We start from the raw sequence: 24,254 nt of genomic DNA, 5'->3' as shown, positions 1-24,254 counted from the left end.
GTCGCACCCGGCTCCTAGCCTGACGGCACCACGGCAGGAGAGGCGCGACGATGACCCCGGACGGGCGGATCACCAGCGAGTTCGAAGACGCGGGCGGCTTCGCGCCGGCTGCGGGGGAGTCCTGGGACGCCCACGTCTGGGCGGAGGACTGGGACGACACCGACGGTGGCGACGACGCGCGCGACGACAATCCCGAGGGCGAGGAGCGCGACGACGACCTGGCCGACCTCGAACTCGTCGTCCTCGACCTGTCCGGGACGATCGTGGCGGATGAACGGCTCGTCGAGCGCGCGTACGACCGCGCGGCGTCCGCCGCGGGCATCGGGGCCACGCCCGATACGCGCCGGGCCGCGTGGGGCTTCGTCCGCGAGACCATGGGGCAATCGACGCTCGGCGTCTTCCGTGCGCTCACCGGCGACGACGACCAGGCCGAGCACGCCAACGCGGTCTTCGAGTCCGCCTACGTCGAGCTCATCGAGCAGGAGGGCGTGACTCCGGTTACCGGCGCCGAGGATGTCATCCGGCGGCTGCGGGCCACCGGTGTCGATGTCGCCCTGGTCACCGGGTTCTCGCGGCGGGTCCGCGACGTGCTCCTGGACGCGCTCGGCTGGCGGGTGCTGGCCGACGTGGTCCTGAGCCCCGAGGACGCGGGACGCGGCCGGCCGTTCCCCGACCTGCCGCTGACCGCGCTGCTGCGCACCGGCGCGTCCACGGTCGAGGGGATGGTCGTCGTCGGCGACACCGCGAGCGACATCGCGTCCGGACTCGCCGCGGGCGCCGGGCTCGTCGTCGGCGTCCTCACCGGCATCCACGACGAGCAGACCCTGCTCGACGCAGGCGCCGACGCGGTGCTCCGCAGCATTGCAGGCCTCCCGGAACTGCTCGGCTACGACGCCCCCGGCCTGAGCGCGGACGCCGTCGCCGCGTCCGGCGCACGGTGACGGTCAAGGCGGTCACCCCGCGCGTCGTCGAGCCGCCGGCTCGCCTGGGGATGGGGGTGAGCGTGTATCCGTCCGCCACGGCGATGGTGTGGCCGGGTGAAGGGCACGCGCACGAGGCGGTCGCGGTCCCGGGCGTCCGGCTGGCGCCCGGTGACGTGCTCGTCGAGGTCGAGCTCGCGACGGTCTGCGGCTCCGACCTCCACACCGTCCAGGGCCGGCGGCTGGCGCAGGCACCGCTCGTCCTCGGGCACGAGCAGGTCGGGCGCGTCATCGCGCTCGGACGCGGCGGCGCCAAGACGACCGACGGGCACCGGGTCACGCTCGGCGAACGCGTCGTCTGGTCGGTGGCCGTCCCCTGCGGTCGGTGCGTCCGCTGCCGCCGCGGCCTGCCGCAGAACTGCCTGAGCCTCCAGAAGTACGGCCACGAGCGGATGCGGCGCGGCTGGGAGCTGTCCGGCGGCTTCGCCACGCACACGCACATCCTCGAGGGGACTCCGCTCGTGCGGGTGCCGGACGACATCCCTGCCGAAGTGCTCGCCCCCGCGTCCTGCTCGACGGCGAGCGTCGCCGCCGCGCTGGAGGCCGCATCCCAGATCGTGCCGCTCGACGGCGCGCTGGTGCTGGTCGCCGGCGCGGGGATGCTCGGCCTCACGGCCACCGCCATGGCCACGGACGCGGGCGCCCGCGTGGTCGTCAGCGAGCCGGTGCCGGAGCGGCGTGATGCCGCGAAAGCGTTCGGGGCGGTCGCGGTGGCCGACCCGTCTGCGGGCGCCGATCCCGCCCTGTCCCTCGCCGCGGTGCTCCACAAGGCGGGCGGACGCGCCGCGGTCCCGACCGTCGCTCTCGAGCTCTCGGGCGACCCGTCCGCCGTCCGTTCGCTGCTCGCCGCGGTGGACGTCGGCGGCGTCCTCGTGCTCGTCGGATCCGTGACCCCCGGCCCGGAACTGGCCATCGCGCCCGAGCAGCTGGTGCGCAACCTCCTCACGATCCGCGGCGTGCACAACTACGCGCCCCGGCACCTGGAGCAGGCGGTGCGGTTCCTCGCGGACGCCTGGGACCGCTATCCCTTCGCCGAGCAGGTCGGTGAGACCTTCGCGCTCGCCGACGTCGACCGCGCACTCGTGCCGTCCACGCATCCGCGCATCGCCGTCCGGCCCTGACCCGAGGGGCGGTCGTACCCTGGGGTCGTGTTCGACCGCTTCTTCGACCTGATCCGTGCCGTCCCCGCGCCGGCGGACGCGGAACTGCTCTTCGGCGACGACGACCTGGGGCGGCTCCGCGAGCGCAACCTCCGCCGCTATCTCGCGACCCCGCACGCGCCGATCCTGCTCCTCGGCGAGGCGCCGGGCTGGCGCGGCATGACGGTCACCGGCGTGCCGTTCACGTCGGTGCGCGAGGTGGAGGCGGGCGTCCTGCCGGGCCTCGAACTGCCCGCCGAGCCCCAGGCGCCGTGGGAGGCGTCCAGTCGCGTGTTCTGGGACACCATGCGCCAGTGGACGGGACCGCTTCCGCTCTCCTGGCCGGTCTATCCGCACCACCCGTTCGTCGCGGGGAAGTCGCAGACCAACCGCACACCGCGTTCGTCGGAGGTGCGCGCGGGCGCTCCGGTCGCGGACGAGCTCATCCGCGCGCTCGGCATCGAGACGATCGTCGCCGTCGGGCGCAAGGCGCAGGGGGCGCTCGCCGAGGCGGGCATCGAGGCTCCCGCGATCCGCCACCCGGCGCAGGGCGGCGCGCGGATGTTCACCGATCAGCTCCTCGCGCTGAATCGCGCCATGCTCGAAGCCTGACCGTCCTCTCATGAATCTGTATTTATGATGTCCTGACACCCCCGAACGACGAGGACATCCGTGACCGAGACCGCCGAGGCCACCGCCCCGACCGCCCCGACCCCGACCCCGACCACCGACCCCGACATCCGGAGCCGAACGCAGCCGCAGCCGCAGCCGCCCGCGCGCCGTCGCCTCCTCGCGAGCGGCATCGGCTCGCTGATCTTCTTCAGCCGCTGGCTGCAGGCTCCGCTCTATCTCGGCCTGATCGTGGCCCAGCTCATCTACGTCTGGGTCTTCATGACCGAGCTGTGGCACCTGGGCGAGGACGTCATCGCGCATCCCGGCTCGATCAAGGAGGCGGACGTCATGCTCGCCGTCCTCGGCCTCATCGACGTCGTGATGATCGCCAACCTCCTGATCATGGTCATCATCGGCGGCTACGAGACGTTCGTCTCACGGGTCAACGTCGACGGGCACCCGGACCAGCCGGAGTGGCTGTCGCACGTCAACGCCAACGTGCTGAAGGTGAAGCTGGCGATGGCGATCATCGGCATCTCGTCCATCCACCTGCTGAAGACGTTCATCGCCGTGGGCGATCTGGGGATGGCCGGCGGCGGTGCCCTCGGCTCCGAGCGCTACACGCCGCAGGGTGTGTTCTGGCAGGTCGTGATCCACTGCATCTTCATCCTGTCGGCGGTGGCGCTGGCCCTCATCGACCGGATGTCGCGCCACAAGCCCGCCTGACCCGTCAGTCGAGCGCGACCGCCTGGCGGTGCTCGACCGTCTTCTCGACGTAACCGGACGCGTTCCGTCGGATCGCCTCCACCTCGTCGTCGGTGAGCTCGCGTCGCACCTTCGCGGGGACGCCGGCGACCAGCGAGCGCGGTGGGATGACGGCGCCTTGCGTGATGAGCGCGCCGGCGGCCACCAGCGACTCCGCGCCGACCCGGGCGCCGTTCAGGATTGTCGCGCTCATCCCGACGAGGACGTCGTCCTCGATCGTGCAGCCATGCAGCACCGCGTTGTGCCCGACGGAGACCCGCGCGCCGACGGTCAGCGGGTACTCGGCGTCGACGTGCGCCGAGACGTTGTCCTGGAGGTTGGTCTCCGCGCCGATGACGATCGGCGCATTGTCGGCGCGCACCACAGCGCCGTACCAGACGCTGGCGCCCGGACCGAGGGTGACGTCGCCGACCACCGTCGCGCCGGGGGCGACCCACGCCTCGGCGTCGATGTGCGGCACCCGGTCGCCGGGCAGTGAGTAGAGCATCCGCGCCCCTTTCCGTCCTCTCCACGGTACTTGACCGGCGTTAGCCCATGCCGTATATTCCTCGTGGAATAATCAAACCGGAAGAACCATGGCCGAATCACGCACTCTCACCCCCCTCGCGGTCGCCGCGCTCGCGCTGCTCGCCGAGGGGCCGTCGCATCCGTACGAGATGTACCAGACCCTGGTGCTGCGCTCGGAGGACCGGCTGGTGAAGGTGCGCCCCGGCTCGCTGTACCACACGGTCGACCGCCTCGCGCGGCACGGCCTGGTGCGCGCGACCGGCACCGAGCGCGAGGGCAACCGGCCCGAGCGCACCACGTACGCGATCACCGACGAGGGCACGCTCGCCCTCGGCGAGCGGATCGCCGAGATCATCGCGACGCCCGTCAACGAGTACCCCGAGTTCCCGCTCGGCCTCGGGGAGTCGCACAACCTCCCGGCCGAGACCGTCCTCGCGCTTCTGCGCAAGCGCGTCGGTCTCATCCGGGCCGACATCGCCGTGTACGACGAGGCGATCCGGACCTTGCGGGCGAAGGAGCTGCCCGCCAAGTACTGGGTGGATGTGCGCTACCAGCGCGCGATGGCGGAGGCCGACGCGGCCACGCTCGAAGCCCTCATCCACGACCTCGACTCGGGAGCGCTCTCCTGGGACGAGGAGAAGAAGCACTGAGCATCCCGCTCTCAACAGGAAGAACGTGACAATGGAACGCGAACTCAAGCCGTGGCCCGCGCTGTGGGCCCTGGTCATCGGGTTCTTCATGATCCTCATCGACACCACCATCGTGTCGGTCGCCAACCCCTCGATCATGAAGGGCCTCGACCTCGGGACGGACTACAACGCCGTCATCTGGGTCACCAGCGCCTACCTTCTGGCCTACGCCGTGCCGCTGCTGATCACCGGCCGCCTCGGCGACCGGTTCGGCCCGAAGAACATCTACCTCATCGGACTCGTGATCTTCACCGGGGCCTCGGCCTGGTGCGGGTTCGCCGGCCACATCGGCATCCTGATCGCGGCCCGCGTCGTGCAGGGTCTCGGCGCCGCCCTGATGACGCCGCAGACCATGGCGGTCATCACCCGCATCTTCCCGCCGGAGCGCCGTGGTGCTGCCATGGGCCTGTGGGGCGCCGTCGCCGGCGTGGCGACGCTGGTCGGCCCGCTGCTCGGCGGCATCCTCGTCGACACCCTCGGCTGGGAGTGGATCTTCTTCATCAACGTGCCCGTCGGCATCGTGGCGTTCATCCTCGCGATGCGACTGGTCCCGAAGCTGCCGACGCACACGCACAGCTTCGACATCCTCGGCGTGATCCTGTCCGCCGTCGGCATGTTCCTGCTGGTGTTCGGCCTCCAGGAGGGCGGCACCTACGACTGGGGCGTCATCTGGGGCCCGATCTCGGTGTGGGGTCTGATCATCGCCGGCATCGTCGTGCTCGCCGCCTTCGTGGTCTGGCAGGCGGTCAACAAGAAGGAGCCGCTGCTGCCGCTCCCGCTGTTCCGCGACCGCAACTTCTCGCTGTCGAACGCGGCCATCACCACGGTCGGCTTCGCGGTGACCTGCATGGCGCTGCCGCTGGTGTTCTACTTCCAGACGGTCCGGGGGCTGACGCCGACCGAGTCCGCGCTGATGCTCGCGCCGACCGCCGTGTTCTCGGGCGTGCTCGCGCCGTTCGTGGGGAAGCTGATCGACCGGGTCAACCCGCGCAACATCGCCACCCCGGCGCTCGTGCTGTTCGCCTTCGCGCTGTTCCTCTACTCGCGGATGCTGTCGCCCGACGTCAACATCTTCCTGCTGCTCATCCCGAGTGCGCTCATGGGCATCGCGATGGCGGGCGTCTGGGGTCCGATCTCGACCACTGCGACCCGCAACCTGCCGATGAACCAGGCGGGCGCAGGCTCGGGCGTCTTCAACACGACGCGCCAGATCGGCGCGGTGCTGGGAAGCGCGTCCATCGCGGCCCTCATCGAGAGCCGCCTGGCCGCCGACCTGCCGAAGGTCGCAGGAGGCGCGGCGAACGCCAACGAGGCCGCCGCAGGGACGGAGCTGCCGCAGTTCCTGCACGCCGGGTTCACCCAGGCGATGTCCGAGGCGCTGCTGCTGCCCGCCGCCATCGCCTTCCTCGGCGCGCTGATCGTGGTCTGGTGGGAGCGACCGAAGCCACCGGCGTGGGCGAAGCCCGCCGGTGCTGCCGCTGCGCCCGGAGCCGAGGGTGCGGCCGCCCCGCAGGCCGCGCCGGTCGGCGCCGCCGAGTCGGCTGCCGCCCCGACCCGCGGCGCCCACGCCGCGCCGGTCCCGGTGGATGCGACCCCGCACGGCTCGCACGCGGCGGACGTGCCGCCTGCGACGGACGCCCGCCCCGGCGAGGAGCCGCCGCACGGCGTCCACGCCGCCCCGGCGATCGACTGAGCGCTCCGCGCTGAAAAAGGAGGAGGTCGCAGCCATCTCGGCTGCGACCTCCTCCTTTTCGCTACGTTCGAGGCGTGTCAGGCCGGAAGTTCCTCCCTTTCGGCCACCACGCGGACCGCGTTCGCCCACGGGTCGTCGAAGGCGACCGACCGCCCGTCATCGCGGGCCTCGACGCCGTAGTGCCGCATCCGCTCGCTCAGCTCGCCGAGGTCATCCGCCGACGGCACGCGGATTTCGACCTGGCCGAGCCCCAGCGCGAGCTGTCGCCGCCCGGCGCCGCGGCTGTTCCACGTGTTCATCGCCATGTGGTGGTGGTACCCGCCGGCGCTGACGAACAGCGCGCTGCCGCCGAGCGCCGCCGTGGTCTCGAAGCCGAGCCGGTCGACGTAGAACGCGCGCGCCGACTCCACATCGCCCACCGACAGGTGGACGTGGCCGACGGTCGCGTCGCCGAACGGGATGACGTCATCGGCCTGCGCGAGCGCCGCGCCGCGGTCGGTCAGGTGCTCGGTGAGGAAGCGGTTCGGGTCGAGGTACAGCGTCGCCATCTCGACCTGGCCGTGCTTCCAGCTCCACTGGCTCCGGTCGCGGTCCCAGTACAGCTCGACGCCGTTGCCCTCCGGGTCGGTGAAGTAGAACGCCGTGCTGACCAGGTGGTCCGCGCTGCCGGTGAAGGTGCCGGGCGCGCGCGTCGCGACCGAGTACACCGCGGCGGCCAGTGCCTCCTGCGTGTCGAACAGGATCGCCGTGTGGAACAGTCCTGCCTCGCCGGGGGAGGCGTGGCGGAGCTCGGGTGCGTGCTGCAGGATCACCGCGGGCGTCGATCCGCGACCCAGGATGACGCGGTCGCCCTCTGCGGCGAGCACGCTCAGGGTCACGGCGTCGCGGTAGTAGCGCGTCATCAGGTCGAGGTCGGCGACGCGCAGGGTGACGGCCCCCATAGCGGAATCGGCGGGCAGGAGTTCGGGCATACCAGTCAGAACACCCATCGGACCGGGACTATTTCACGTCTCGATCGCTCCGCCGTTCGCGGCGAGGTAGCGGCGGAGGGTCAGCGACGGGTCGGCCGCCTGCTCGCGGCGGTAGCGGGCGAAGTCGAGCTGGTCGCGCAGCGAGGCGCCAGCGCGCATCCGATCGGCCTGTGCGCCTTCGACCGTCTGGATGCGCTCCGCCTCCGCGAACAGCCGCTCGCGGTCGTCGGCGGCGAGCACGAGCACACCGTCGTCATCGGCGACGACCCAGTGGTCCGGCGTGACCGTGACGCCGTCGAGGAACGCCGTGCGCATCGCCGACCCGGGCGGCGGGACCCGTCGCGGACCGAAAGGATGGGCGCCCCGGCTGAACACCGGCAGCCCGATCTCGCGCAGTTGCGCGGTGTCGCGATGCCGGCCCCAGATGACCGCACCCGCCATCCCGGCGGTCGCCGCCTCCAGCAGCATCAGGTCGCCGACGCACGCCTCGTCGTCCCGGCCGCCGTTGTCGACGACGAGGACGGCGCCGGGCGGCGCGTCGTCGATCGTCTCGAGCAGCACATCCACGCTGCCGAGATGCGTGACCGGCGCGGCCGGTCCGGCGAAGGGACGACCGGGCAGCAGCGGGAGCAGGCTCACGGGCGCGGTGCAGACCGGGATGCCGAACCGGACGGCGGCGTCGGCGATGGCCGCGGTGGCGGGAGGGGTGTCCATGAGGGGACGCTAGTCCTCAGCCCATGCGCGCGGCGACATGCGCCCCGCCGGGATGGCGTCAGGCGCCGGTCAGCCGCTCCAGCAGCTCGCGATACTTCGCCGCGGTCCGCTCGACCACGTCGGCCGGGAGCTCCGGCGGGGTGCCGGTCTTGTCCCAGTGGGCGGCCAGCCAGTCGCGGACGATCTGCTTGTCGAAGCTCGCCATCCGCTCCTCCGGGGTGGTGCCCGCAGCGTACGCCGCGGCGTCCCAGTACCGGCTGGAGTCGCTGGTCAGCACCTCGTCGGCGAGGGTGATCTCACCGGTCGCGCGGTCGGCGCCGAACTCGAACTTGGTGTCGGCGATGATGACGCCGTGCGCCTCGGCGATCTCGGCCCCGCGCGCGTAGACGTGCAGGGACAACCGCCGCAACTCTTCCGCGATGTCCGGTCCGACGAGCTCGACCGTCCGCTCGAAGCTGATGTTCTCGTCGTGCTCCCCCTGCGGCGCCTTCCACGCGGGGGTGTAGATCGGCTCGGGCAGCCGGTCGCCGTTCCGCAGGCCGCCGGGCAGCGGGATGCCGCACACGCTCTGCGACGCCTGGTACTCGGCCCAGCCGCTCCCGGTGAGGTAGCCGCGCACGACGCACTCGATGGGGAACATGTCGAGCGGCTTCACCAGCATCGAACGCCCGGAGACGGCCGCGGGGATGCGCTCCTCGACTCGCTCGCCGACCAGCACGTGGTCGGGCACGAGGTGGTTCGGCACGTCGTCGAGCTGGTCGAACCACCACAGGCTCAGCGTCGTCAGCAGCTCGCCCTTGCCCGGGATGCCCGGTTCGAGGACGTGGTCGAACGCGCTGACCCGGTCGCTGGCGACGACCAGCACGCTGTCCGTGTCGGCGAGACCCGAGGCGCCCTCGGGCACGTACAGGTCGCGCACCTTGCCCGAGTAGACGTGGACCCATCCCGGAAGTTCGATCACTCCTCCATCGTAGGGGAGCGGGCGGACCCCCTACCCGAGCAGCTTGGCCTTCGCGGCCGTGAACTCCTCATCGCTGAGGACGCCCTGCGAGTGCAGGGTGGCCAGCTGCTGCAGCTGCGCCATCATGTCGTCGCCACCGGCCGCGGCCGGCGCTGCCGGAGCGGCCTGCTGCTGATACGCGGCCTGCTGAGCTGCGGCCTGCTGCGCCATCTGCTGCATCTGCGCCTGCTGCTGCTGCGCCTCGTACTGCTGCTGCTCGTACTGGTCCTGCGCCTTCTCCTGCTGGTGCCGCTGGACGCTTCCCGACACCGCCGTGGCGGTCCCCGCGACGACGGCCGTGCGCGCTGCCATCCCGATCAGGCCCGGACGTCCCATTCTCCTCAGTGGCATGATGCTCTCCTCAGCTCTCCGTCGTCTCGAGTTCCTCGTACGCCTCCGACGCCACCGCGTTCACCACGGGCGCGGGGATGCGCTCGCTGTAGAGCACGGTGCCGCCCGACTCGAAGAAGCGGCTGGCGAGGTCCTTCGCCCAGACGTGCTCGAAGACGAAGATCGCACCTGTGGACCCGGCCTCGATCAGCTCGGCGGCCTGTTCCACGTCCTCATCGCCGGCGATGCCCGGCGCTTCGAGGTGCAGATCCCCGATGTCGATCTCGTCGTCGTTCTCCGCCATCTCGATGACGTCGACGCTGCCGTCCGGGTGACGCTCCACCAGGAGCAGGTCGAGCACCCGGATCGTGCCGGTCGCGACGAGGTCCCCGATCGCCTGGAAGACGCCGTCCGATGGGCGGTCCGTGTCGAACTGCGCGATCATGAACTCCGCGGGACCGTATTCGAATTCGGCCATGACGGCCCCCTCTCTGTCGGGTGAGGCCTCCGACACGGCAGACGATACTGCGGCGCGACGACCGGCGGCTACACACGATTTGCGGGATTCGGAGCGCGGCGCATGCGCACGTTCACATCCCTAGACTGTGTGGACACGACGCGACCGAGGGAGGCTCACGTGGCCGAGAAGAACTGGGCTGGCAACTACGAGTACCGCGCAGACCGGATCGCCCGGCCGCGGTCGGTCGACGAGCTGCGGGAGCTGGTCGTCGGGGCGCCGGCGGTCCGGGCGCTGGGCAGCCGGCACTCCTTCAACGACCTGGCGGACGCGCCGGACGGCCTCCTCGTGAGCACCGCCGACCTCCCGGGTGCTGCGCGGATCGACGAGGCGTCGCGCACGGTCACCGTCGGCGGCGGCGTCCGTTACGGCGACCTCGCCCAGGAGTTGCAGGAGGCCGGCTGGGCGCTGCACAACCTCGCCTCGCTCCCGCACATCTCGGTCGCCGGCGCGATCGCGACGGCCACGCACGGATCGGGCGACGGGAACGGTAACCTGGCGACCGCGGTCGCGGGGCTGCGCATCCTGAACGGCTCCGGCGAGCTCGTCGACCTCCGCCGCGGCGACGAGGGCTTCGAGGGCGCGGTGGTCTCACTCGGCGCGCTCGGCGTCGTGACCGAGGTGACCCTCGACATCCAGCCCACCTACGATGCGCGTCAGCGGCTGTTCGGCGGCGTGCCGTGGGAGGCGGTGCTCGGCCGCTTCGACGAGGTCACGTCCGCCGCGTACAGCGTCAGCCTCTTCACGACCTGGGACGAGGAGGCCGTGTCGCTCGCCTGGCTGAAGGAGCTGGACGGGGTCCACTCGCTCATCGAGGACGACTTCTTCGGCGCGCCGGCCCTGACGGAGCCGCGTCACATGATCCCGACGATGGATGTGCGCAACACCACCGAACAGCTCGGTGTCGTCGGGCCGTGGAGCGAGCGGCTGGCGCACTTCCGGTTCGCGTTCACCCCGTCCAACGGCGAGGAGATCCAGTCCGAGTACCTGGTGCCCCGGGCGCGCGCCGTCGAGGCGATCGAGGCGGTCCGCGCACTCGCGCCGGTCATCGCGCCGCTGCTGCAGATCAGCGAGATCCGCACCATCGCCGCGGACGACCTGTGGCTGTCGACCGCCTACGGCACGGACGCGGTCGGCCTGCACTTCACCTGGTTCCGCGACCAGGCCGGCGTGGAGGCGGTGCTCCCGCAGCTCGAGGCGGCGCTGCTGCCGCTCGGCGCGCGCCCGCACTGGGGCAAGCTCTACGTCGACCGCGACGGCCTCGTGCCGTCCCTGTACCCCCACCTGGCCGACTTCGCGGCCCTCGCAACCCGCTTCGACCCCGAGTCCCGCTTCCGCAACCCGTTCCTCACCCGCCTCCTCGCCTGACGGGCCCCCTCGCGCCCCCCATCGAGTACGCGAAGACTGCACGCGACACGCCGCACGGGCGTGCACTCTGTGCGGACTCGATGGTGGGCGTCAGGAGACGCGGGCGGCGATGTCGGTGCGGTACTGGGCGCCGTCGAGGTGGATGAGGTCGAGCGCCGCGTAGGCACGCTCGCGCGCCTCGGCGAAGCCCGTGCCGCGGGCGACGACCGAGAGCACGCGTCCACCGGTCGCGACCAGGGCGCCGGTCGCCTCGTCGACCGCGGTGGCGGCGTGCGCGATGGTCACCTCGGGGACCACCGCTGCCGCCTCCAGCCCGGAGATCGGACGTCCGGTCTGCGGCGCCTCGGGGTAGCCCTCGCTCGCCAGCACGACCGTGACGGCGGTGTCGAGCGCGAACTCCGGGCGCGGCATCCCGCCGAGTCCGCCGGTCGCGGCCGCGTAGAGCAGCGACGACAGCGGGGTGACGAGCAGCGGCAGGACGACCTGGGTCTCCGGGTCGCCGAACCGGGCGTTGAACTCGATGACGCGGATGCCGCGGTCGGTCACGATCAGGCCGCAGTAGAGGAGGCCGATGAAGGGCGTCTGCTCGGCGGCGAGCGTCCGCACGGTCGGCAGGGCGATGGTGTCGATGACCTCGTCGACGAAGCCGTCCGGCAGCCACGGCAGCGGGGAGTAGGCGCCCATGCCGCCGGTGTTGGGACCCGCGTCTCCGTCGAGCAGCCGCTTGTAGTCCTGCGCGGGAGACAGCGGCAGCACGTCGTGCCCGTCGCTGACGAGGAAGAGCGACACCTCCTGGCCGTCCAGGAACTCCTCGACCAGCACTCCGCCGTGCTGGAGCCAGTGCGTCGCGTGCTCGACGGCCGCCGCGCGGTCCGGCGTCACCAGCACGCCTTTGCCGGCGGCGAGCCCGTCGGCCTTCACGACGTACGGCGCGCCCAGGCCGTCGAGCGCGCGCTCCGCCTCGTCCAGGGTCTCGGCGCGAACGGCGCGACCGGTCGGCACGCCAGCCGCGTCCATGATCCGCTTCGCGAACGCCTTGGAGCCCTCGAGCTGTGCCGCCGCCTTGCCCGGGCCGAAGACGGGGATGCCGCGCGTGCGCAGCGGATCGGCGACGCCCGCGACCAGCGGCGCCTCCGGGCCGATCACGACCAGCTCGACGCCGTTCTCGATCACGTACTCGGTGACGGCCTGGCCGTCGAGCGGGTCCAGACCCGGCTCGACCCGCACATCCTGCGCGATGCCGGCGTTCCCGGGCGCCGCGACGATGTCGTGGCCGGCCTCCTCGGCGAGCAGCGCGGTGATGATGGCGTGCTCACGGGCACCGGAACCGAGGATGAGGATCTTCACGCCACCATGCTAGAGGGAGGGACACACGCCGTACCGACTGGGGGAGGATGGACGACATGGCGAGAGCGAAGATCCCCGACGCGGTCGGCGGCCCGGCCGTGCGCGGCGCGGTCGCAGGCGGAGCCGACCGCGAGACGACAGCGACCGCGGTGCGCTACCTGCTCCAGCTGCTCGCGGAGCGCGCTCCGGGCAACACGGTGGAGGTGCGGGTGCCGCCGTTCGGCGCCGTCCAGTGCATCCCCGGCCCGCGTCACACACGGGGCACCCCGCCCAACGTCATCGAGACCGACGCGGCGACCTGGCTCGCCCTCGCCTCCGGTGCCACGACGTGGGACGAGGGCGTGGCATCCGGGGCGGTGCACGCCTCGGGTCAGCGGGCGACCCTGGAGGGCCTGCTGCCGCTGCGCTACTGACCGACCTCACGGCTGCACCCCGAGCACGACCGCCACCACCGCGGCGCCCGCCATCACGAGGGCGAACACGGCACCGACCACGACGCGAAGAACAGTTGCGCTCACACCTCTTAAGACGTGCGCTCCGGCCGGGCATGACGCACGACGAGCGCCCAGTTTCGATCTGGGAGAATCGAACCATGAGCGACAGCCCCGCCGTCCCCGAGCAGCCGGAGGAGACAGAGACCGTCACCCCGGCCGAGGTGCGCGTGCGGCGCTCGCCGCGGTACTTCCGCTTCATGATCACCGGCGCGGTGCTCTTCGCGATCGTCGCGCTCATCCTGACGTTCTCGTTCCCCGAGAACCCGACGTACGACCGCGGCAGCGTCTTCGGCTTCCTGCTCGCGATCTGCGTGACCATCGGCGTCGCCCTCGGGGCCGTCGTCGCGCTCGTCCTCGACCGGACGACCGCCCGTCGAGCCCGCAGCGTCCAGGCGGATAGAATCGACGTGCGCGTCACCGAGACGCCGGACGATACGAGCGACACCCAGAGCTGAACATCCCGACTTCCTGAAAGGGGTCCGCTGTGGCCGGAGGCGACGGTCTTCTCAGTCACGATCTGCTGCCCGGCGAGAAGGGGCCGCAGGACGCCTGCGGCGTCTTCGGCGTCTGGGCCCCCGGTGAGGAGGTCGCAAAGCTCAGCTACTTCGGGCTGTACGCGCTCCAGCACCGCGGCCAGGAGTCGGCAGGCATCGCGACGAGCGACGGGGACAAGATCCTCATCTACAAGGACATGGGACTCGTCTCCCAGGTCTTCAACGAGAACGCGCTCAACTCGCTCCCCGGCCACATCGCCGTCGGGCACACGCGCTACTCGACGACCGGAGCCTCCAGCTGGCAGAACGCGCAGCCGACGCTGGGCTCCACCGCCAGCGGCACGGTCGCGCTGGGTCACAACGGCAACCTGACCAACACCGCCGAGCTGATGCAGCTCGTGCACGAGCGCTACCCCCAGCACGACGGCGAGCTGTCCCGGGGCAACACGACCGACACCGCCGTGGTGACGGCGCTGCTCACCGGTGACCTCGACCACACCCTCGAGTCGACCGCGCTGGAGGTGCTGCCGCGCCTCCGCGGAGCCTTCTGCCTGGTGTTCATGGACGAGCACACCCTGTACGCGGCCCGCGACCCGCAGGGCGTGCGCCCGCTGGTGCTCGGCCGCCTGGAGCGCGGCTGGGTCGTCGCCTCCGAGACCGCCGCCCTCGACATCGTCGGCGCGAGCTTCGTGCGCGAGGTCGAGCCGGGCGAGCTGCTGGCGATCGATGAGAACGGCCTGCGCAGCCAGCGCTTCGCGACCGAGAAGCGCGCGGGATGCGTCTTCGAGTACGTCTACCTCGCGCGTCCCGACACCACCATCGCCGGTCGCGGCGTCTACGAGGCCCGCGTCGAGATGGGCCGCCAGCTGGCGCGCGAGCACGCGGTCGAGGCCGACCTCGTCATCCCGACGCCCGAGTCCGGCACGCCGGCGGCGATCGGCTACGCGCAGGCCTCCGGCATCCCGTTCGGGCAGGGCCTGGTGAAGAACTCTTACGTCGGCCGCACCTTCATCCAGCCGTCGCAGACCATCCGCCAGCGCGGTATCAAGCTCAAGCTGAACCCGCTCAAGGAGGTCATCAAGGGCAAGCGCCTGGTGGTCGTCGACGACTCGATCGTCCGCGGCAACACGCAGCGCGCCCTGGTCTCGATGCTGCGGGAGGCCGGTGCGGCCGAGGTGCACGTCCGCATCTCCAGCCCGCCCATCACCTGGCCGTGCTTCTACGGCATCGACTTCGCCTCCCGCGCCGAGCTGATCGCGACCGGGCTGGGCGTCGAAGAGGTGCGCCAGTCCATCGGCGCCGACAGCCTCGGCTACCTCTCCGAAGACGGCATGATCGACGCCACGGAGCAGCCGCGCGAGCGCCTGTGCACGGCGTGCTTCACCGGCAAGTACCCGATCGAGCTCCCGGACGCGCACCACCTGGGCAAGAATCTCCTGGAGCGCCCGGCCGTCTCCCCGACCGACGACGGCTCGGACGCCACCTCCGACGGCTGCGAGCCCGGCCCCGACTCCGAGCTCGAGCCCCTGCTCTCCTTCGGCGACCCCGGCCGCCAGGAGTAGCCGCCGGGCACGGGAAGAACGTCGCCCGCTGCCCCGATCCGCGACGTTTTCCCCGTGCTCGCGGGCCGCGGATACGATGTACGGGTGACCGACTCCACCGCCTCCTCGTCCGCCTCCTACGCCGCCGCCGGCGTCGACACCGCAGCGGGCGACCGGGCCGTCGAGCTGATGAAGGCCGCCGTCGGCCGCACGCACGGTCCCGAGGTGCTGGGCGGAGTCGGCGGCTTCGCGGGCCTGTTCGACGCGTCGTTCCTGCGCGACTTCCGTCGCCCGCTGCTCGCGACGAGCACGGACGGCGTCGGCACCAAGGTCGCGATCGCGCAGGCGCTCGACAAGCACGACACCATCGGCCAGGACCTCGTGGGCATGGTCGTCGACGACATCGTCGTGGTGGGTGCGCGTCCCCTCTTCATGACCGACTACATCGCGTGCGGCAAGGTCGTCCCCGAGCGGATCGCCGCGATCGTCGCGGGTATCGCCCGAGCGTGCGAGGCGACGGGCACCGCCCTCGTCGGCGGCGAGACGGCGGAGCACCCGGGTCTTCTCGGCCCCGACGACTACGACGTCGCGGGTGCCGCGGTGGGCGCGGTCGAGGCGGATGCCGTGCTCGGCGCGGACCGCGTGCGCGACGGCGACGTGGTGCTCGCGATGGCGTCGTCCGGTCTGCACTCCAACGGCTACTCGCTGGTCCGCCATATCCTCGCCGCACGCGGCATCGGCTTCACCGACCAGTCGGCGGACTTCGGCGGCGTCGTCGGCGAGGCGCTGCTCGAGCCGACGCGCCTCTACACGTCGCCGCTGCTGCGCGTGCTGCAGGATGCGTCCCTCGGCGGCGCGATCCACTCGCTCAGCCACGTGACCGGCGGCGGCATCGCGGCCAACCTCGCGCGCGTCCTCCCCGTCGGATCGTGGGTCGAGGTCGACCGCTCGACGTGGTCCCCGACCCCGGTGTTCCGCATCCTGAGCGATCTGGCCGGCAGCACGCTGGAGTCGAGCGAGGGCACCTGGAATCTCGGAATCGGGATGTTCGCCGTCGTCGCCCCGGAGGCGGCGGACGCGGTCGCCGCGGCGATCACGGCCGACGGCATCCCGACCTGGCGGGCCGGGACGGTCTCCACCTCTGCGCGCGACCTGACCGGCTTCGAGCAGGGTGCCAAGGGTGTCGACGGCGGCGCGGTGCGGCTCGTCGGCACGTACGCGGACTGACCCGCGACACACCGCCGCGTCACCCTTTTTGGTCGGAGCGGATCGGCCCCGGACCCCGCTAGAGTGGCGCGTGTGAGCCGACCGCACGCCCGACTTCGCCTGGCGTGCGCGGTGACTCTGGCGGCGTTCGGAGCGCTCCTCGGCGCGGCACCCGCGCTGGCGACGCCGACGCCGGGGCCGACGCCAACGCCACCACCACCGGCTCCCGCGGCTCCTGCCGCTCCCGCGGCTCCCGACGCGCTCAGCCCCCTCGTCGACTGCGTGCAGGATGCGCCCCTCGGCTCCGTCACATCCCGCACCGTCGTCCTCGGGTACCGTTCGTCGGCCCCCGCCGCCCTGACCATCGCCCCGGGATCCGCCGCGAACGCCGTCACCAGCGGGGCCGCCGTCCGCGGCCAGCCCGCGAGCTTCGATCCAGGCGAGCATCACGGCGTCTGGCTGCTCACGGTGGATGCGGTCGCCGAGCCGGACCTCGCCTGGCGGCTCGGCACCGCCGAGGCTCGCTTCGACACCGCGCCCGCCTGCACCGCCGCGACCGCCGTCACCGTGAGCGCGCCGACGCAGGTCGACGCGGGCGGAACGGCCGACGTGACGGCGGCGGTCACCCGCCCGCTGCTCGGCGCCCCATCCTCCGGCACCGTGTCGTTCGCCCTCGACGGGGGCCCCTCGGTCACCGCGCCGGTCTCCCCGGCCGGCGTGGCGCGCACCGGGATCACCGTGCCTTCGGCCGGTGCGCACACGGTCACCGCGACCTTCACGCCCGACACCGCCACCGGTCTCCTCGCCTCCACCGGCAGTGCCGCGTTCACCGCGACCGCCGCCGGCGCCCCGCTCGCCGTCGCGGCCGACTCCGTCGTCGCCGGCAGCACCAGCGTGCTCGTCACCATCTCCCGCCCGGCCGCGCAGGGCGGCGCGACTGTCGACGTGATGACCGCCGACGGCACCGCGCAGTCGGGCGTCGACTACGCGCCCGTCGCCACCACCGTGTCCCTCGCAGACGGTCAGCTCAGCGCCACTGTCCGTATCGCGCTTCCGGCCCGCGCGCCGGGATCACCCGCCGCGAGCTTCTTCGTGCTGCTGCAGCGCGCCTCCACCGCCGTCACGACGGCGTCCGCGATCATCCGGCTCCCCGACGTCCCCGCGGCCACGATGACCCCCGCGTCCGCGAACGCGAGCGGGGGCTCGACCGGCGCCGCTGCGCTCTCGTCGGCGCTGCCGCCGGACGACCCCACGGCGCCCACCGCCACGGCGACGGCGAACGGGGCTCAGGACCTGGCGATGCTGGTCGGCGGAATCCTGATCACCGCGGGAGGGATCGGCGGCGTCCTCGGACTCGTCCGGGCGGCCGCGATCCGCACCCCTCGCGTGGGATGAGCCCGCGCTTCATGCGCAGTCAGGATGCGAGCGCATCGCGCGCGCCGAAACGGGAAGCGCTAGGCGCGCTTCGGGGTGCCCGTCTCTTCGTCTTCGTCCTCGTACTCGACCTCGTCGTCGGTCGCGTACTCGGCCCACTTGTCGTACGGGTCGCTTTCGCCGTGGGAGTGACCGGTCAGCTCGCGCTCCAGCGCGTCGTAGTTCACGTTCGGACTGAACGACTTCAACTCGCGAGCGATCTTGGTGTGCTTCGCTTTTTGACGGCCGCGCCCCATGCGTGACCCCCTTTTGGTCCCAGCCCGTGCGAGAGACTCGCGCGGGGATCCGATAGAAACAATGAAAACTAAGATGCAGTTTAGCATGCGGCCCCCACGGGACCCCGAGTTCGCGCACAGCGAGAAGTGATGGGATGAGCGCGTGAGCACGACCAGGACCGACACCCAGGTGGTGGTGATCGGCGCAGGCCAGGCCGGGCTCGCGGTCGCGTACTACCTGCGGCGTTTTGAACTGACTCCCGGGGTCGATTTCATCATCTACGACCGCGGTCCGATCACCGGCGGCGCCTGGCAGCACCGCTGGGACGCGCTCAAGCTCGGCAGCGCACACCACGTCCACGATCTGCCGGGGATGAACGAGCTCGGGCTCAGCTTCGAGACGGCGGATCGCACGCTTCCGGCGCGCGACATCGTCGCCGGGTACTACCGGCGCTACGAGGAGTACTTCGGCCTCGACGTGCAGCGTCCCGTCACCGTGACGAGCGTGTTCGACCGCGGTGCGGACCTGATCGTGCAGCACACCGCCGGCGAGACCGCGACGCGCATCGTCGTCAACGCGACCGGCACGTGGGGTGCGCCGTTCGTCCCGTACTACCCGGGGGTGAACGACTTCCGAGGACGGCAGGTGCACACCTCGACGTATCTCTCCGCCAACGAGTTCGCCGGGCAGTCGGTCGTCGTCGTGGGCGGCGGGACGAGCGCCATCGGCTTCCTGCTCGAGTTGGAGGAGGTCGCGGCCTCCCTGACCTGGGCGACACGCCGGCCGGTCGACTTCCGCGACGAGTCCGAGCTCACCATCGAGGGCGGTGTCGCGGCCGTCGCGATGCAGGACGCCGCAGCGCGGAACGGCCAGGCGCTCCCGTCCATCGTCAGCGGCACGGGGGTGCCGCGCACCCGCCGGATCGCGGCGGGCATCGAGCGCGGCGTCCTCGTGGAGCGCGGGATGTTCTCCCGCATCGAGGCGGACGGCGTGCGCTGGCCCGACGGCTCCTTCATCCAGGCGGACGCCATCATCTGGGCGACGGGCTTCCGCCCCGAGCTGCGCCACCTCGCGCCGCTGCGGCTGCGGGAGAAGGCGGGCGGCCTCACGGTCGCGTCGGGCGCATCCTGGCAGGACTCGCGTATATTCCTCGCCGGGTATGGACCGCAGGCCTCCACCATCGGCGCCAACCGCGCGGGCCGGATCATCGCCCGCCAGATCATGGCCCAGCTCTAGCCCGCCTGTCCGCCCCGCCCCACCCGCGAGTGGTGAGCAGATGTCGCCACCCGAATCCGGTAGCGACATGCACTCACCACTCGCTGTCGACCCGGCGATGCGGCGGAGGGCGCCGGTCAGGCGGTGACGTCGCGGGGCTGGCCGGCGAAGCGGAGACCGCGGACGTGGATGGAGCCGGCGGCCGGGTCGGGATCCACGGTGAACGTGCCCGCCGGCGCATCCGCCCGCAGGCCGAGCCGCGCGCTCAGCACGGCGACCGCGGCCGCCGCCGACCAGGCCTGCGGTCGGCAGGCCGCCGGGTACGGGATGGGTGCCGAGGTCTTGCTCGCCGGGTCGCCGGAGTGCAGCTCCGGCATCCGGTAGCGGAATCCGTCCGCCGCCGCCAGCAGGCCGTCGGCCAGCAGCCCCGCCTCCGCGCGGAAACCGTCGCGCGCCAGCCCGGTCACCGCGATCGCGGTGTCGTGCGCCCACACGCTGCCGCCGTGGTAGCTGAGCGGCCAGTATCCGGCGGAGTCAGTCGACATCGTCCGGAGACCGTAGCCGGAGCACAGCTCGGGCGAGACCAGCCGTCGGGCGACGAGCTCGGCCTGCGCATCGTCGAGGATGCCCGTCCCGAGCAGGTGCCCGATGTTGCTGGTGACCGTGTCCACGCGCCGCTTGGACGCATCCAACGCCACCGCGGGGTACGCCCCTGCCGGGTCGTCGATCCAGAATGCGGAAGCGAACCGCTCCTTCAGCTCGGCCGCCCACTCCCGCCAGGCCGCGCCGCCGTCGCGCCCGAACGCGTCGAGCAGTTCCGCACCGCCGATGGCCGCCTCGTAGGCGTACCCCTGCACCTCGCACAGGGCGATCGGTCCCTCGGCGAGGGTGCCGTCGCGCCATTGGATGGAGTCGCCCGAGTCCTTCCAGCCCTGATTGGCGAGTCCGTGGCCGGTCGTGTCGACGTACTCGAGGAAGCCGTCGCCGTCGCTGTCGCCGTAGTCGCGCATCCACGCCAGCGCCGCCTCCAGGTGGGGGAGCAGGGCCTCCACCTCGTCGCGCGGCATGCCCCACCGCCAGGCATCGTGCAGCAGGCAGACCCAGAGAGCCGTCGCGTCCACCGTCCCGTAATAGAGAGGAGGGAGCACGACGCCCTCACCCGGGATCGTGAGCGCGGCAGGCCGCAGCTCGTGCATGATCTTGCCGGGCTGCTCGGCGGTCGCATCGACGCTCTCGGTGCCCTGGTAGTGCGCGAGAACGCGAAGCGTGGAGGCGGCCGTCTCGTGTCCGAGGGGCAGCAGCATCCGCGCCGCCCAAAGCGAGTCACGCCCGAACAGCGTGAAGAACCACGGCGCCCCGGCTGCGAGGAAGACGTCCTCCGGCCGCTCGACGGTCGACATGCGCAGAGCCTGCAGGTCGGCCAGCGCGCGGTGCAGCCACGACGCCAGACGCGAGTCGCCGGTCTCCGCAGCGAACGCCTCCCATTCCGCCGAGGGCGCAGCGCCGCCGACGACCGCGGTCGGGTCATCCACCAGAGCGCTCCAGCCGACCTCGACCGAGCCATGGGCCGCCACCTCGACCTCCCACCGGAGCGCGATCGCGGCGCCGTCGACCGTCGCGTGGGCGTCCGGGGCGGACAGTCGCGCGGACACCGGCCCGCTGCGCAGCACCGCGCCCGCGTCGCCGTCCGGCGACACCGACACCGGATGCTCGCTGCCGGTCAGGCCGGCCTTGATCTGCTGCATCGGGGAGAAGTCCGCCCGGAGTTCGACCTCCACGACCGTGCGGACGGACGAGCCGAGCGCGTTGCGCACGGCGATCCGCTCCTCCAGCACGCCCGCGCGGACCGTCCGCGTGCGGTCGATCCGGACGCGCGGGTCGGCGGTCGCGTCGTCGATCCCGCGGGCGAGGCCGGTGAAGACGGCCTCCGCTGCGGACGCCCCCGCGGTCGCGATGTGCTCCGGCTCGGCGCCGCCGACCGTCAGCACGATGCGGTCGAGCACCCGGAGGTCGGAGTGGTAGAACCCGTGGATGCCGTGGCCGTCGATCCGCCCGTCGGGCGCCGACCACGCCTGGGACGGGGCGGTGAGCACCACGACGCTGTCGTGGAGGAGCGGCTGCAGGGGCTGGGTCATCGTGGGGGTCGTGCCTTCGTGTTCGGTGACGGTGGATCGGGACGCCGCAGGGGCGTCGGTCGTGGGGTGGGGTGCGGTCATGCGGCGGCCTCCTCGCCGAGGGTCCGGGGCGGGATGCGGGTCTCGCGCACGCCGTCCCCGTCGCGCTCGACGCGCCAGACGGACACGCCGGGCCGCTCGGCCACCACATCGACGACCGCGCGCCCGCGGTAGACCAGACCGGTCCCCTCGTCGAGCGCATAGCCGTCGGACAGGATGCCTCCGGCGATCGCGCGGTGATGCGCCGGCCGCCGGTTCGGGTCGGAGTCGTAGTGCACGGCGAGCGAGCCGGGCACGAGCCCCAGCCCGTCCACGACGGCGGAGATGTCGGGGCCGTGGGACGACGTCGTGCCACCCTCATGCCAGCACAGCGCACCGGCCGAGCCGCCGGCGAGCACGACGCCGTTCCGCCACGCCTCGGCGAGCAGCCGGTCCACTCCGTGCGCCCGCCACACGGCGAGCAGGTTCACGAGACTTCCGCCGCTGACCCAGATGACGTCCTGGCGGAGCAGATGCTCGCGGAGGTCCGGCACGTTGGGATGCGGGAACAGCCGCAGATGCGTCGCGTCCACCCCCGCCGCGCGCGCCGCCTCCAGCTCGCCGCCCTCGACGTGCCGCTGGTCGCCGCCCGCGGTGTTGACGTGCGTGACCCGGGGTGCCCGTCCGCGCACCTCCGACAGAGCGATCGCGTGGTGGAGCAGCGGTCCGTAGACCGAATCCGTCCAGCCTCCCGCGTTCAGTCCGCCGCAGGTGGCGAGGATGGTGGGCTCGCTTGCTGTCACTCCTTCACCGCCCCTTCGCTCGAGTTCATGATGCGCCGCTGGAAGACGAAGAACAGCACCGCGACCGGGATGGTCATGATCGCCGCCGCGGCGAGCTTCAGCGGGTACTGGCTCCCCTGGCTGAGCTGGCCGCTGGCGAGCCCCGCCACACCCTTGGTCAGGGTGGTGAGCGCCGGGCTCTGCGTCGAGACGATGAAATGCGCCAGCTCGTTCCACGATCCCTGGAACGACAGGATGATGATCGTGATGAGCGCCGGCCGCGCCATCGGCAGCACGATCGACCAGAACACCCGGAACGTGCCCGCTCCGTCGATCCGGGCCTGCTCCTCTACGCTCGCCGGGATCGACTCGAAGAAGTTCTTCATGATGAACACGCCTGCAGCATCCGTGAGCAGCGGCAGGATCATGCCCGTGTAGGAGTCGTACATGCCGAGCTGGTTGATGACCAGGAACTTCGGGATCAGCAGCACCACCATCGGCACCGACATGACGGCGACGAGCGCGGCGAACACGACGGTCCGCCCGCGGAAGTGCAGCCGCGCCAGCGCGTAGCCCGCCAGCGAGTCGAAGAACACGCGACCCGCGGTGACGAAGACGGTCACGAGAGCGGTATTGCCGAACCAGACCGGGAAGTCGGAGTTGAGGAACAACTTCGTGTACGCCGCGGTGGTGAAGGTCTGCGGGATGAGCGAGACCGGGTTGGCCGAGGCCTCGGCGTCCGTCTTGAACGAGGTGGCGACCTGGATCAGGAACGGCATGATGTAGATCACCGCCAGCACCACGAGGATCGCGTAGGCGATCGAGGTCGCGACGATGGTCGCGGTCGACTTCCGCCGGCGTGCCGTGGGCCGCGGCGCCGAGGGCGGTGGGGAGACCGAGACGGCGTCCTGCACAGTGGTCGTGCTCATCGGAGTGCTCGCTTCCGTTCGTTCTCGTCGCTGGTCGACGGCACGCTGCTCGGCGCACCGCCCGCGGCCGTGCCGGCGGCCAGTGCCGGCTGGTACAGCCGCATCCGCCGCCTGGACACCTTCCGTTCGCGCAGCACCCAGCGCTGGAACAGCGTGAACACCACGATGATGACGAACAGGATGAATGCGATCGCCGCACCCTGGCCCCACGACTGGTTCACGAACGAGGTCTGATAAGAGAGGTACGCGGGCGTCAGCGTCGTCTTGCCCGGCGCACCACGAGTCCCGGTGTAGATCTGGTCGAACACCTGCCAGCAGCCGATGAGACCGAGGGTCAGCACGGTGAACAGCGTGGGGCGGAGCTGGGGGAGCGTGATCCGCCAGAAGCGCTGCCAGGCGTTGGCGCCGTCCATCTCCGCGGCCTCGGTGATGTCGCCGCCGAGGTTCTGCAGCGCCGCGAGGAACAGCAGCATGAACGTGCCGCTCGTCGTGAAGACCGCCATGATGATGTACGCCGACATGGCGACCGACGGGCCGCCCAGCCAGTCCCACCACGAGACGCCGAGGGCCGTGTTCTGCGTCAGCGCCGCCGGACCCTGGGTGACGCCGACAGCCGCCAGGAGGTTGTGGATGATGCCGCTCGGGTCGTTGAACCAGTTCGGTCCGTGGATGCCGAACCACGACAGCACCTTGTTGACGGCTCCGCTGGTGCTGAACAGGAACAGCCACAGCACCGTGATCGCCACCGAGCTGGTGACCGACGGGAAGTAGAAGGCGGTGCGGAAGAAGCCGCGCCCGCGGAGGATCGCACGGTTGACGAGCACGGCGAGGCCGAGCGACACCGCGGTCTGGATGGGCACGACGAGCACCACGTACCAGGCGTTGTTCTTGAGTGACATCCCGAAGTCCTGCTCGGCGAGCCCGCCGCCGCCCAGCAGCGTGGCGTAGTTCTGGAGCCCGACGAACTTCACGTCGGAGGAGAAGGGGCTGCCGCGGCCGCCCCAGTCGGAGAAGCTCACCCACAGCGCCATGAGCACCGGGATGACGAGGAAAACGCCGAGAAGCAGGATGACCGGGGCGGTGAACAACCACCCCGAGGCGGCCTCGCCGCGCCGGATCCCGGTGCGACGAGGCCGACTCGTGGTTGCAGACATGACT

The 24,254-nt window shown here is 71.7% G+C and carries 25 protein-coding genes; 13 read left to right on the top strand and 12 right to left on the bottom strand.

What is annotated here, in order from left to right; all coding sequences use genetic code 11:
- Positions 1-50: 50 nt before the first annotated feature.
- Genes AB0P25_RS05325 through AB0P25_RS05310 form a run of 4 tightly spaced genes read left to right on the top strand, consistent with a single transcriptional unit; the run spans position 51 to position 3,457 of the window.
- Positions 51-941, top strand: coding sequence for an HAD-IA family hydrolase (locus AB0P25_RS05325; RefSeq protein ID WP_363805839.1), 891 nt, complete (start codon positions 51-53; stop codon positions 939-941).
- A gap of 50 nt (positions 942-991) precedes the next feature.
- Entirely contained in the window at positions 992-2,101 is a 1,110-nt protein-coding gene (locus tag AB0P25_RS05320; RefSeq protein WP_363806241.1) for a zinc-binding dehydrogenase, read from the top strand.
- 27 nt (positions 2,102-2,128) lie between these two features.
- A complete protein-coding gene (locus AB0P25_RS05315) occupies positions 2,129-2,731 on the top strand; it encodes a uracil-DNA glycosylase (RefSeq protein ID WP_363805838.1) in 603 nt (200 codons plus the stop codon).
- 60 nt (positions 2,732-2,791) lie between these two features.
- Positions 2,792-3,457 carry a TIGR00645 family protein gene (locus AB0P25_RS05310; protein WP_363805837.1) on the top strand — a complete coding sequence of 222 codons (666 nt, stop codon included), beginning with the start codon at positions 2,792-2,794 and terminating at the stop codon, positions 3,455-3,457.
- Positions 3,458-3,461: 4 nt separating this feature from the next.
- Here the strand turns inward: AB0P25_RS05310 and AB0P25_RS05305 are convergent, their stop codons facing one another.
- On the bottom strand, positions 3,462-3,983 hold the full coding sequence (locus tag AB0P25_RS05305) for a gamma carbonic anhydrase family protein (protein ID WP_363805836.1): 522 nt from the start codon (positions 3,981-3,983) through the stop codon (positions 3,462-3,464).
- 88 nt (positions 3,984-4,071) lie between these two features.
- Here AB0P25_RS05305 and AB0P25_RS05300 point away from each other — a divergent pair, with 88 nt between their 5' ends.
- Positions 4,072-4,653, top strand: a complete 582-nt coding sequence (locus AB0P25_RS05300; RefSeq protein ID WP_363805835.1) for a PadR family transcriptional regulator — start codon at positions 4,072-4,074, stop codon at positions 4,651-4,653.
- Positions 4,654-4,684: 31 nt separating this feature from the next.
- Complete coding sequence (locus tag AB0P25_RS05295) at positions 4,685-6,385, top strand: DHA2 family efflux MFS transporter permease subunit (RefSeq protein WP_363805834.1); 1,701 nt, start codon at positions 4,685-4,687, stop codon at positions 6,383-6,385.
- A 77-nt stretch (positions 6,386-6,462) separates the two neighbouring features.
- On the opposite strand, the gene AB0P25_RS05290 is transcribed toward AB0P25_RS05295, so the two are convergent.
- The 5 genes from AB0P25_RS05290 to AB0P25_RS05270 form a co-directional block, all read right to left on the bottom strand.
- Positions 6,463-7,326, bottom strand: a complete 864-nt coding sequence (locus tag AB0P25_RS05290) for a VOC family protein (RefSeq protein ID WP_363805833.1) — start codon at positions 7,324-7,326, stop codon at positions 6,463-6,465.
- Positions 7,327-7,389: 63 nt separating this feature from the next.
- Complete coding sequence (locus tag AB0P25_RS05285) at positions 7,390-8,070, bottom strand: RraA family protein (protein ID WP_363805832.1); 681 nt, start codon at positions 8,068-8,070, stop codon at positions 7,390-7,392.
- A gap of 58 nt (positions 8,071-8,128) precedes the next feature.
- Entirely contained in the window at positions 8,129-9,031 is a 903-nt protein-coding gene (locus AB0P25_RS05280) for a phosphoribosylaminoimidazolesuccinocarboxamide synthase (RefSeq protein WP_363805831.1), read from the bottom strand.
- 30 nt (positions 9,032-9,061) lie between these two features.
- Entirely contained in the window at positions 9,062-9,421 is a 360-nt protein-coding gene (locus tag AB0P25_RS05275; RefSeq protein ID WP_363805830.1) for an SHOCT domain-containing protein, read from the bottom strand.
- A gap of 10 nt (positions 9,422-9,431) precedes the next feature.
- Complete coding sequence (locus AB0P25_RS05270) at positions 9,432-9,878, bottom strand: DUF6325 family protein (RefSeq protein WP_363805829.1); 447 nt, start codon at positions 9,876-9,878, stop codon at positions 9,432-9,434.
- 159 nt (positions 9,879-10,037) lie between these two features.
- Between AB0P25_RS05270 and AB0P25_RS05265 the strand changes: the two genes are divergently transcribed.
- Complete coding sequence (locus AB0P25_RS05265; RefSeq protein WP_363805828.1) at positions 10,038-11,285, top strand: FAD-binding protein; 1,248 nt, start codon at positions 10,038-10,040, stop codon at positions 11,283-11,285.
- Positions 11,286-11,375: 90 nt separating this feature from the next.
- Here the strand turns inward: AB0P25_RS05265 and purD are convergent, their stop codons facing one another.
- Positions 11,376-12,632, bottom strand: coding sequence for a phosphoribosylamine--glycine ligase (gene purD, locus AB0P25_RS05260; RefSeq protein ID WP_363805827.1), 1,257 nt, complete (start codon positions 12,630-12,632; stop codon positions 11,376-11,378).
- A 56-nt stretch (positions 12,633-12,688) separates the two neighbouring features.
- Here purD and AB0P25_RS05255 point away from each other — a divergent pair, with 56 nt between their 5' ends.
- From AB0P25_RS05255 to AB0P25_RS05235, 5 genes are all read left to right on the top strand, one after another.
- Positions 12,689-13,045, top strand: a complete 357-nt coding sequence (locus AB0P25_RS05255; protein WP_363805826.1) for a sterol carrier family protein — start codon at positions 12,689-12,691, stop codon at positions 13,043-13,045.
- Positions 13,046-13,224: 179 nt separating this feature from the next.
- Positions 13,225-13,581, top strand: a complete 357-nt coding sequence (locus AB0P25_RS05250; protein WP_363805824.1) for a hypothetical protein — start codon at positions 13,225-13,227, stop codon at positions 13,579-13,581.
- 29 nt (positions 13,582-13,610) lie between these two features.
- Positions 13,611-15,182: an amidophosphoribosyltransferase gene (gene purF, locus AB0P25_RS05245; RefSeq protein ID WP_363805823.1), complete on the top strand. Its 1,572-nt coding sequence runs from the start codon at positions 13,611-13,613 to the stop codon at positions 15,180-15,182.
- Between the two features lie 84 nt (positions 15,183-15,266).
- Entirely contained in the window at positions 15,267-16,388 is a 1,122-nt protein-coding gene (gene purM / locus AB0P25_RS05240; protein WP_363805821.1) for a phosphoribosylformylglycinamidine cyclo-ligase, read from the top strand.
- 72 nt (positions 16,389-16,460) lie between these two features.
- Positions 16,461-17,762, top strand: coding sequence for a Calx-beta domain-containing protein (locus AB0P25_RS05235; RefSeq protein WP_363805819.1), 1,302 nt, complete (start codon positions 16,461-16,463; stop codon positions 17,760-17,762).
- A gap of 59 nt (positions 17,763-17,821) precedes the next feature.
- On the opposite strand, the gene AB0P25_RS05230 is transcribed toward AB0P25_RS05235, so the two are convergent.
- Positions 17,822-18,037, bottom strand: coding sequence for a DUF3073 domain-containing protein (locus tag AB0P25_RS05230; protein WP_363805818.1), 216 nt, complete (start codon positions 18,035-18,037; stop codon positions 17,822-17,824).
- Between the two features lie 142 nt (positions 18,038-18,179).
- Here AB0P25_RS05230 and AB0P25_RS05225 point away from each other — a divergent pair, with 142 nt between their 5' ends.
- Positions 18,180-19,253 carry an NAD(P)-binding domain-containing protein gene (locus tag AB0P25_RS05225; RefSeq protein ID WP_363805816.1) on the top strand — a complete coding sequence of 358 codons (1,074 nt, stop codon included), beginning with the start codon at positions 18,180-18,182 and terminating at the stop codon, positions 19,251-19,253.
- 116 nt (positions 19,254-19,369) lie between these two features.
- Here the strand turns inward: AB0P25_RS05225 and AB0P25_RS05220 are convergent, their stop codons facing one another.
- From AB0P25_RS05220 to AB0P25_RS05205, 4 genes are read right to left on the bottom strand one after another with little or no spacing between them, the layout of a single operon-like run.
- Entirely contained in the window at positions 19,370-21,448 is a 2,079-nt protein-coding gene (locus AB0P25_RS05220) for a glycogen debranching N-terminal domain-containing protein (RefSeq protein ID WP_363805815.1), read from the bottom strand.
- On the bottom strand, positions 21,445-22,188 hold the full coding sequence (locus tag AB0P25_RS05215; protein WP_363805814.1) for a peptidase E: 744 nt from the start codon (positions 22,186-22,188) through the stop codon (positions 21,445-21,447). Before AB0P25_RS05215 ends, AB0P25_RS05220 begins: the two co-directional genes overlap by 4 nt.
- Entirely contained in the window at positions 22,185-23,096 is a 912-nt protein-coding gene (locus AB0P25_RS05210; protein ID WP_363805812.1) for a carbohydrate ABC transporter permease, read from the bottom strand. Before AB0P25_RS05210 ends, AB0P25_RS05215 begins: the two co-directional genes overlap by 4 nt.
- Positions 23,093-24,250, bottom strand: coding sequence for a sugar ABC transporter permease (locus AB0P25_RS05205; RefSeq protein WP_363805810.1), 1,158 nt, complete (start codon positions 24,248-24,250; stop codon positions 23,093-23,095). Before AB0P25_RS05205 ends, AB0P25_RS05210 begins: the two co-directional genes overlap by 4 nt.
- Positions 24,251-24,254 lie beyond the last annotated feature (4 nt).

The sequence above is a fragment of the Leifsonia sp. NPDC077715 genome, assembly GCF_040686855.1.
Lineage (GTDB): Bacteria > Actinomycetota > Actinomycetes > Actinomycetales > Microbacteriaceae > Leifsonia.
Note: the sequence above shows the minus strand (reverse complement) of the source record. Positions and strands in the feature narration are given on the sequence as shown.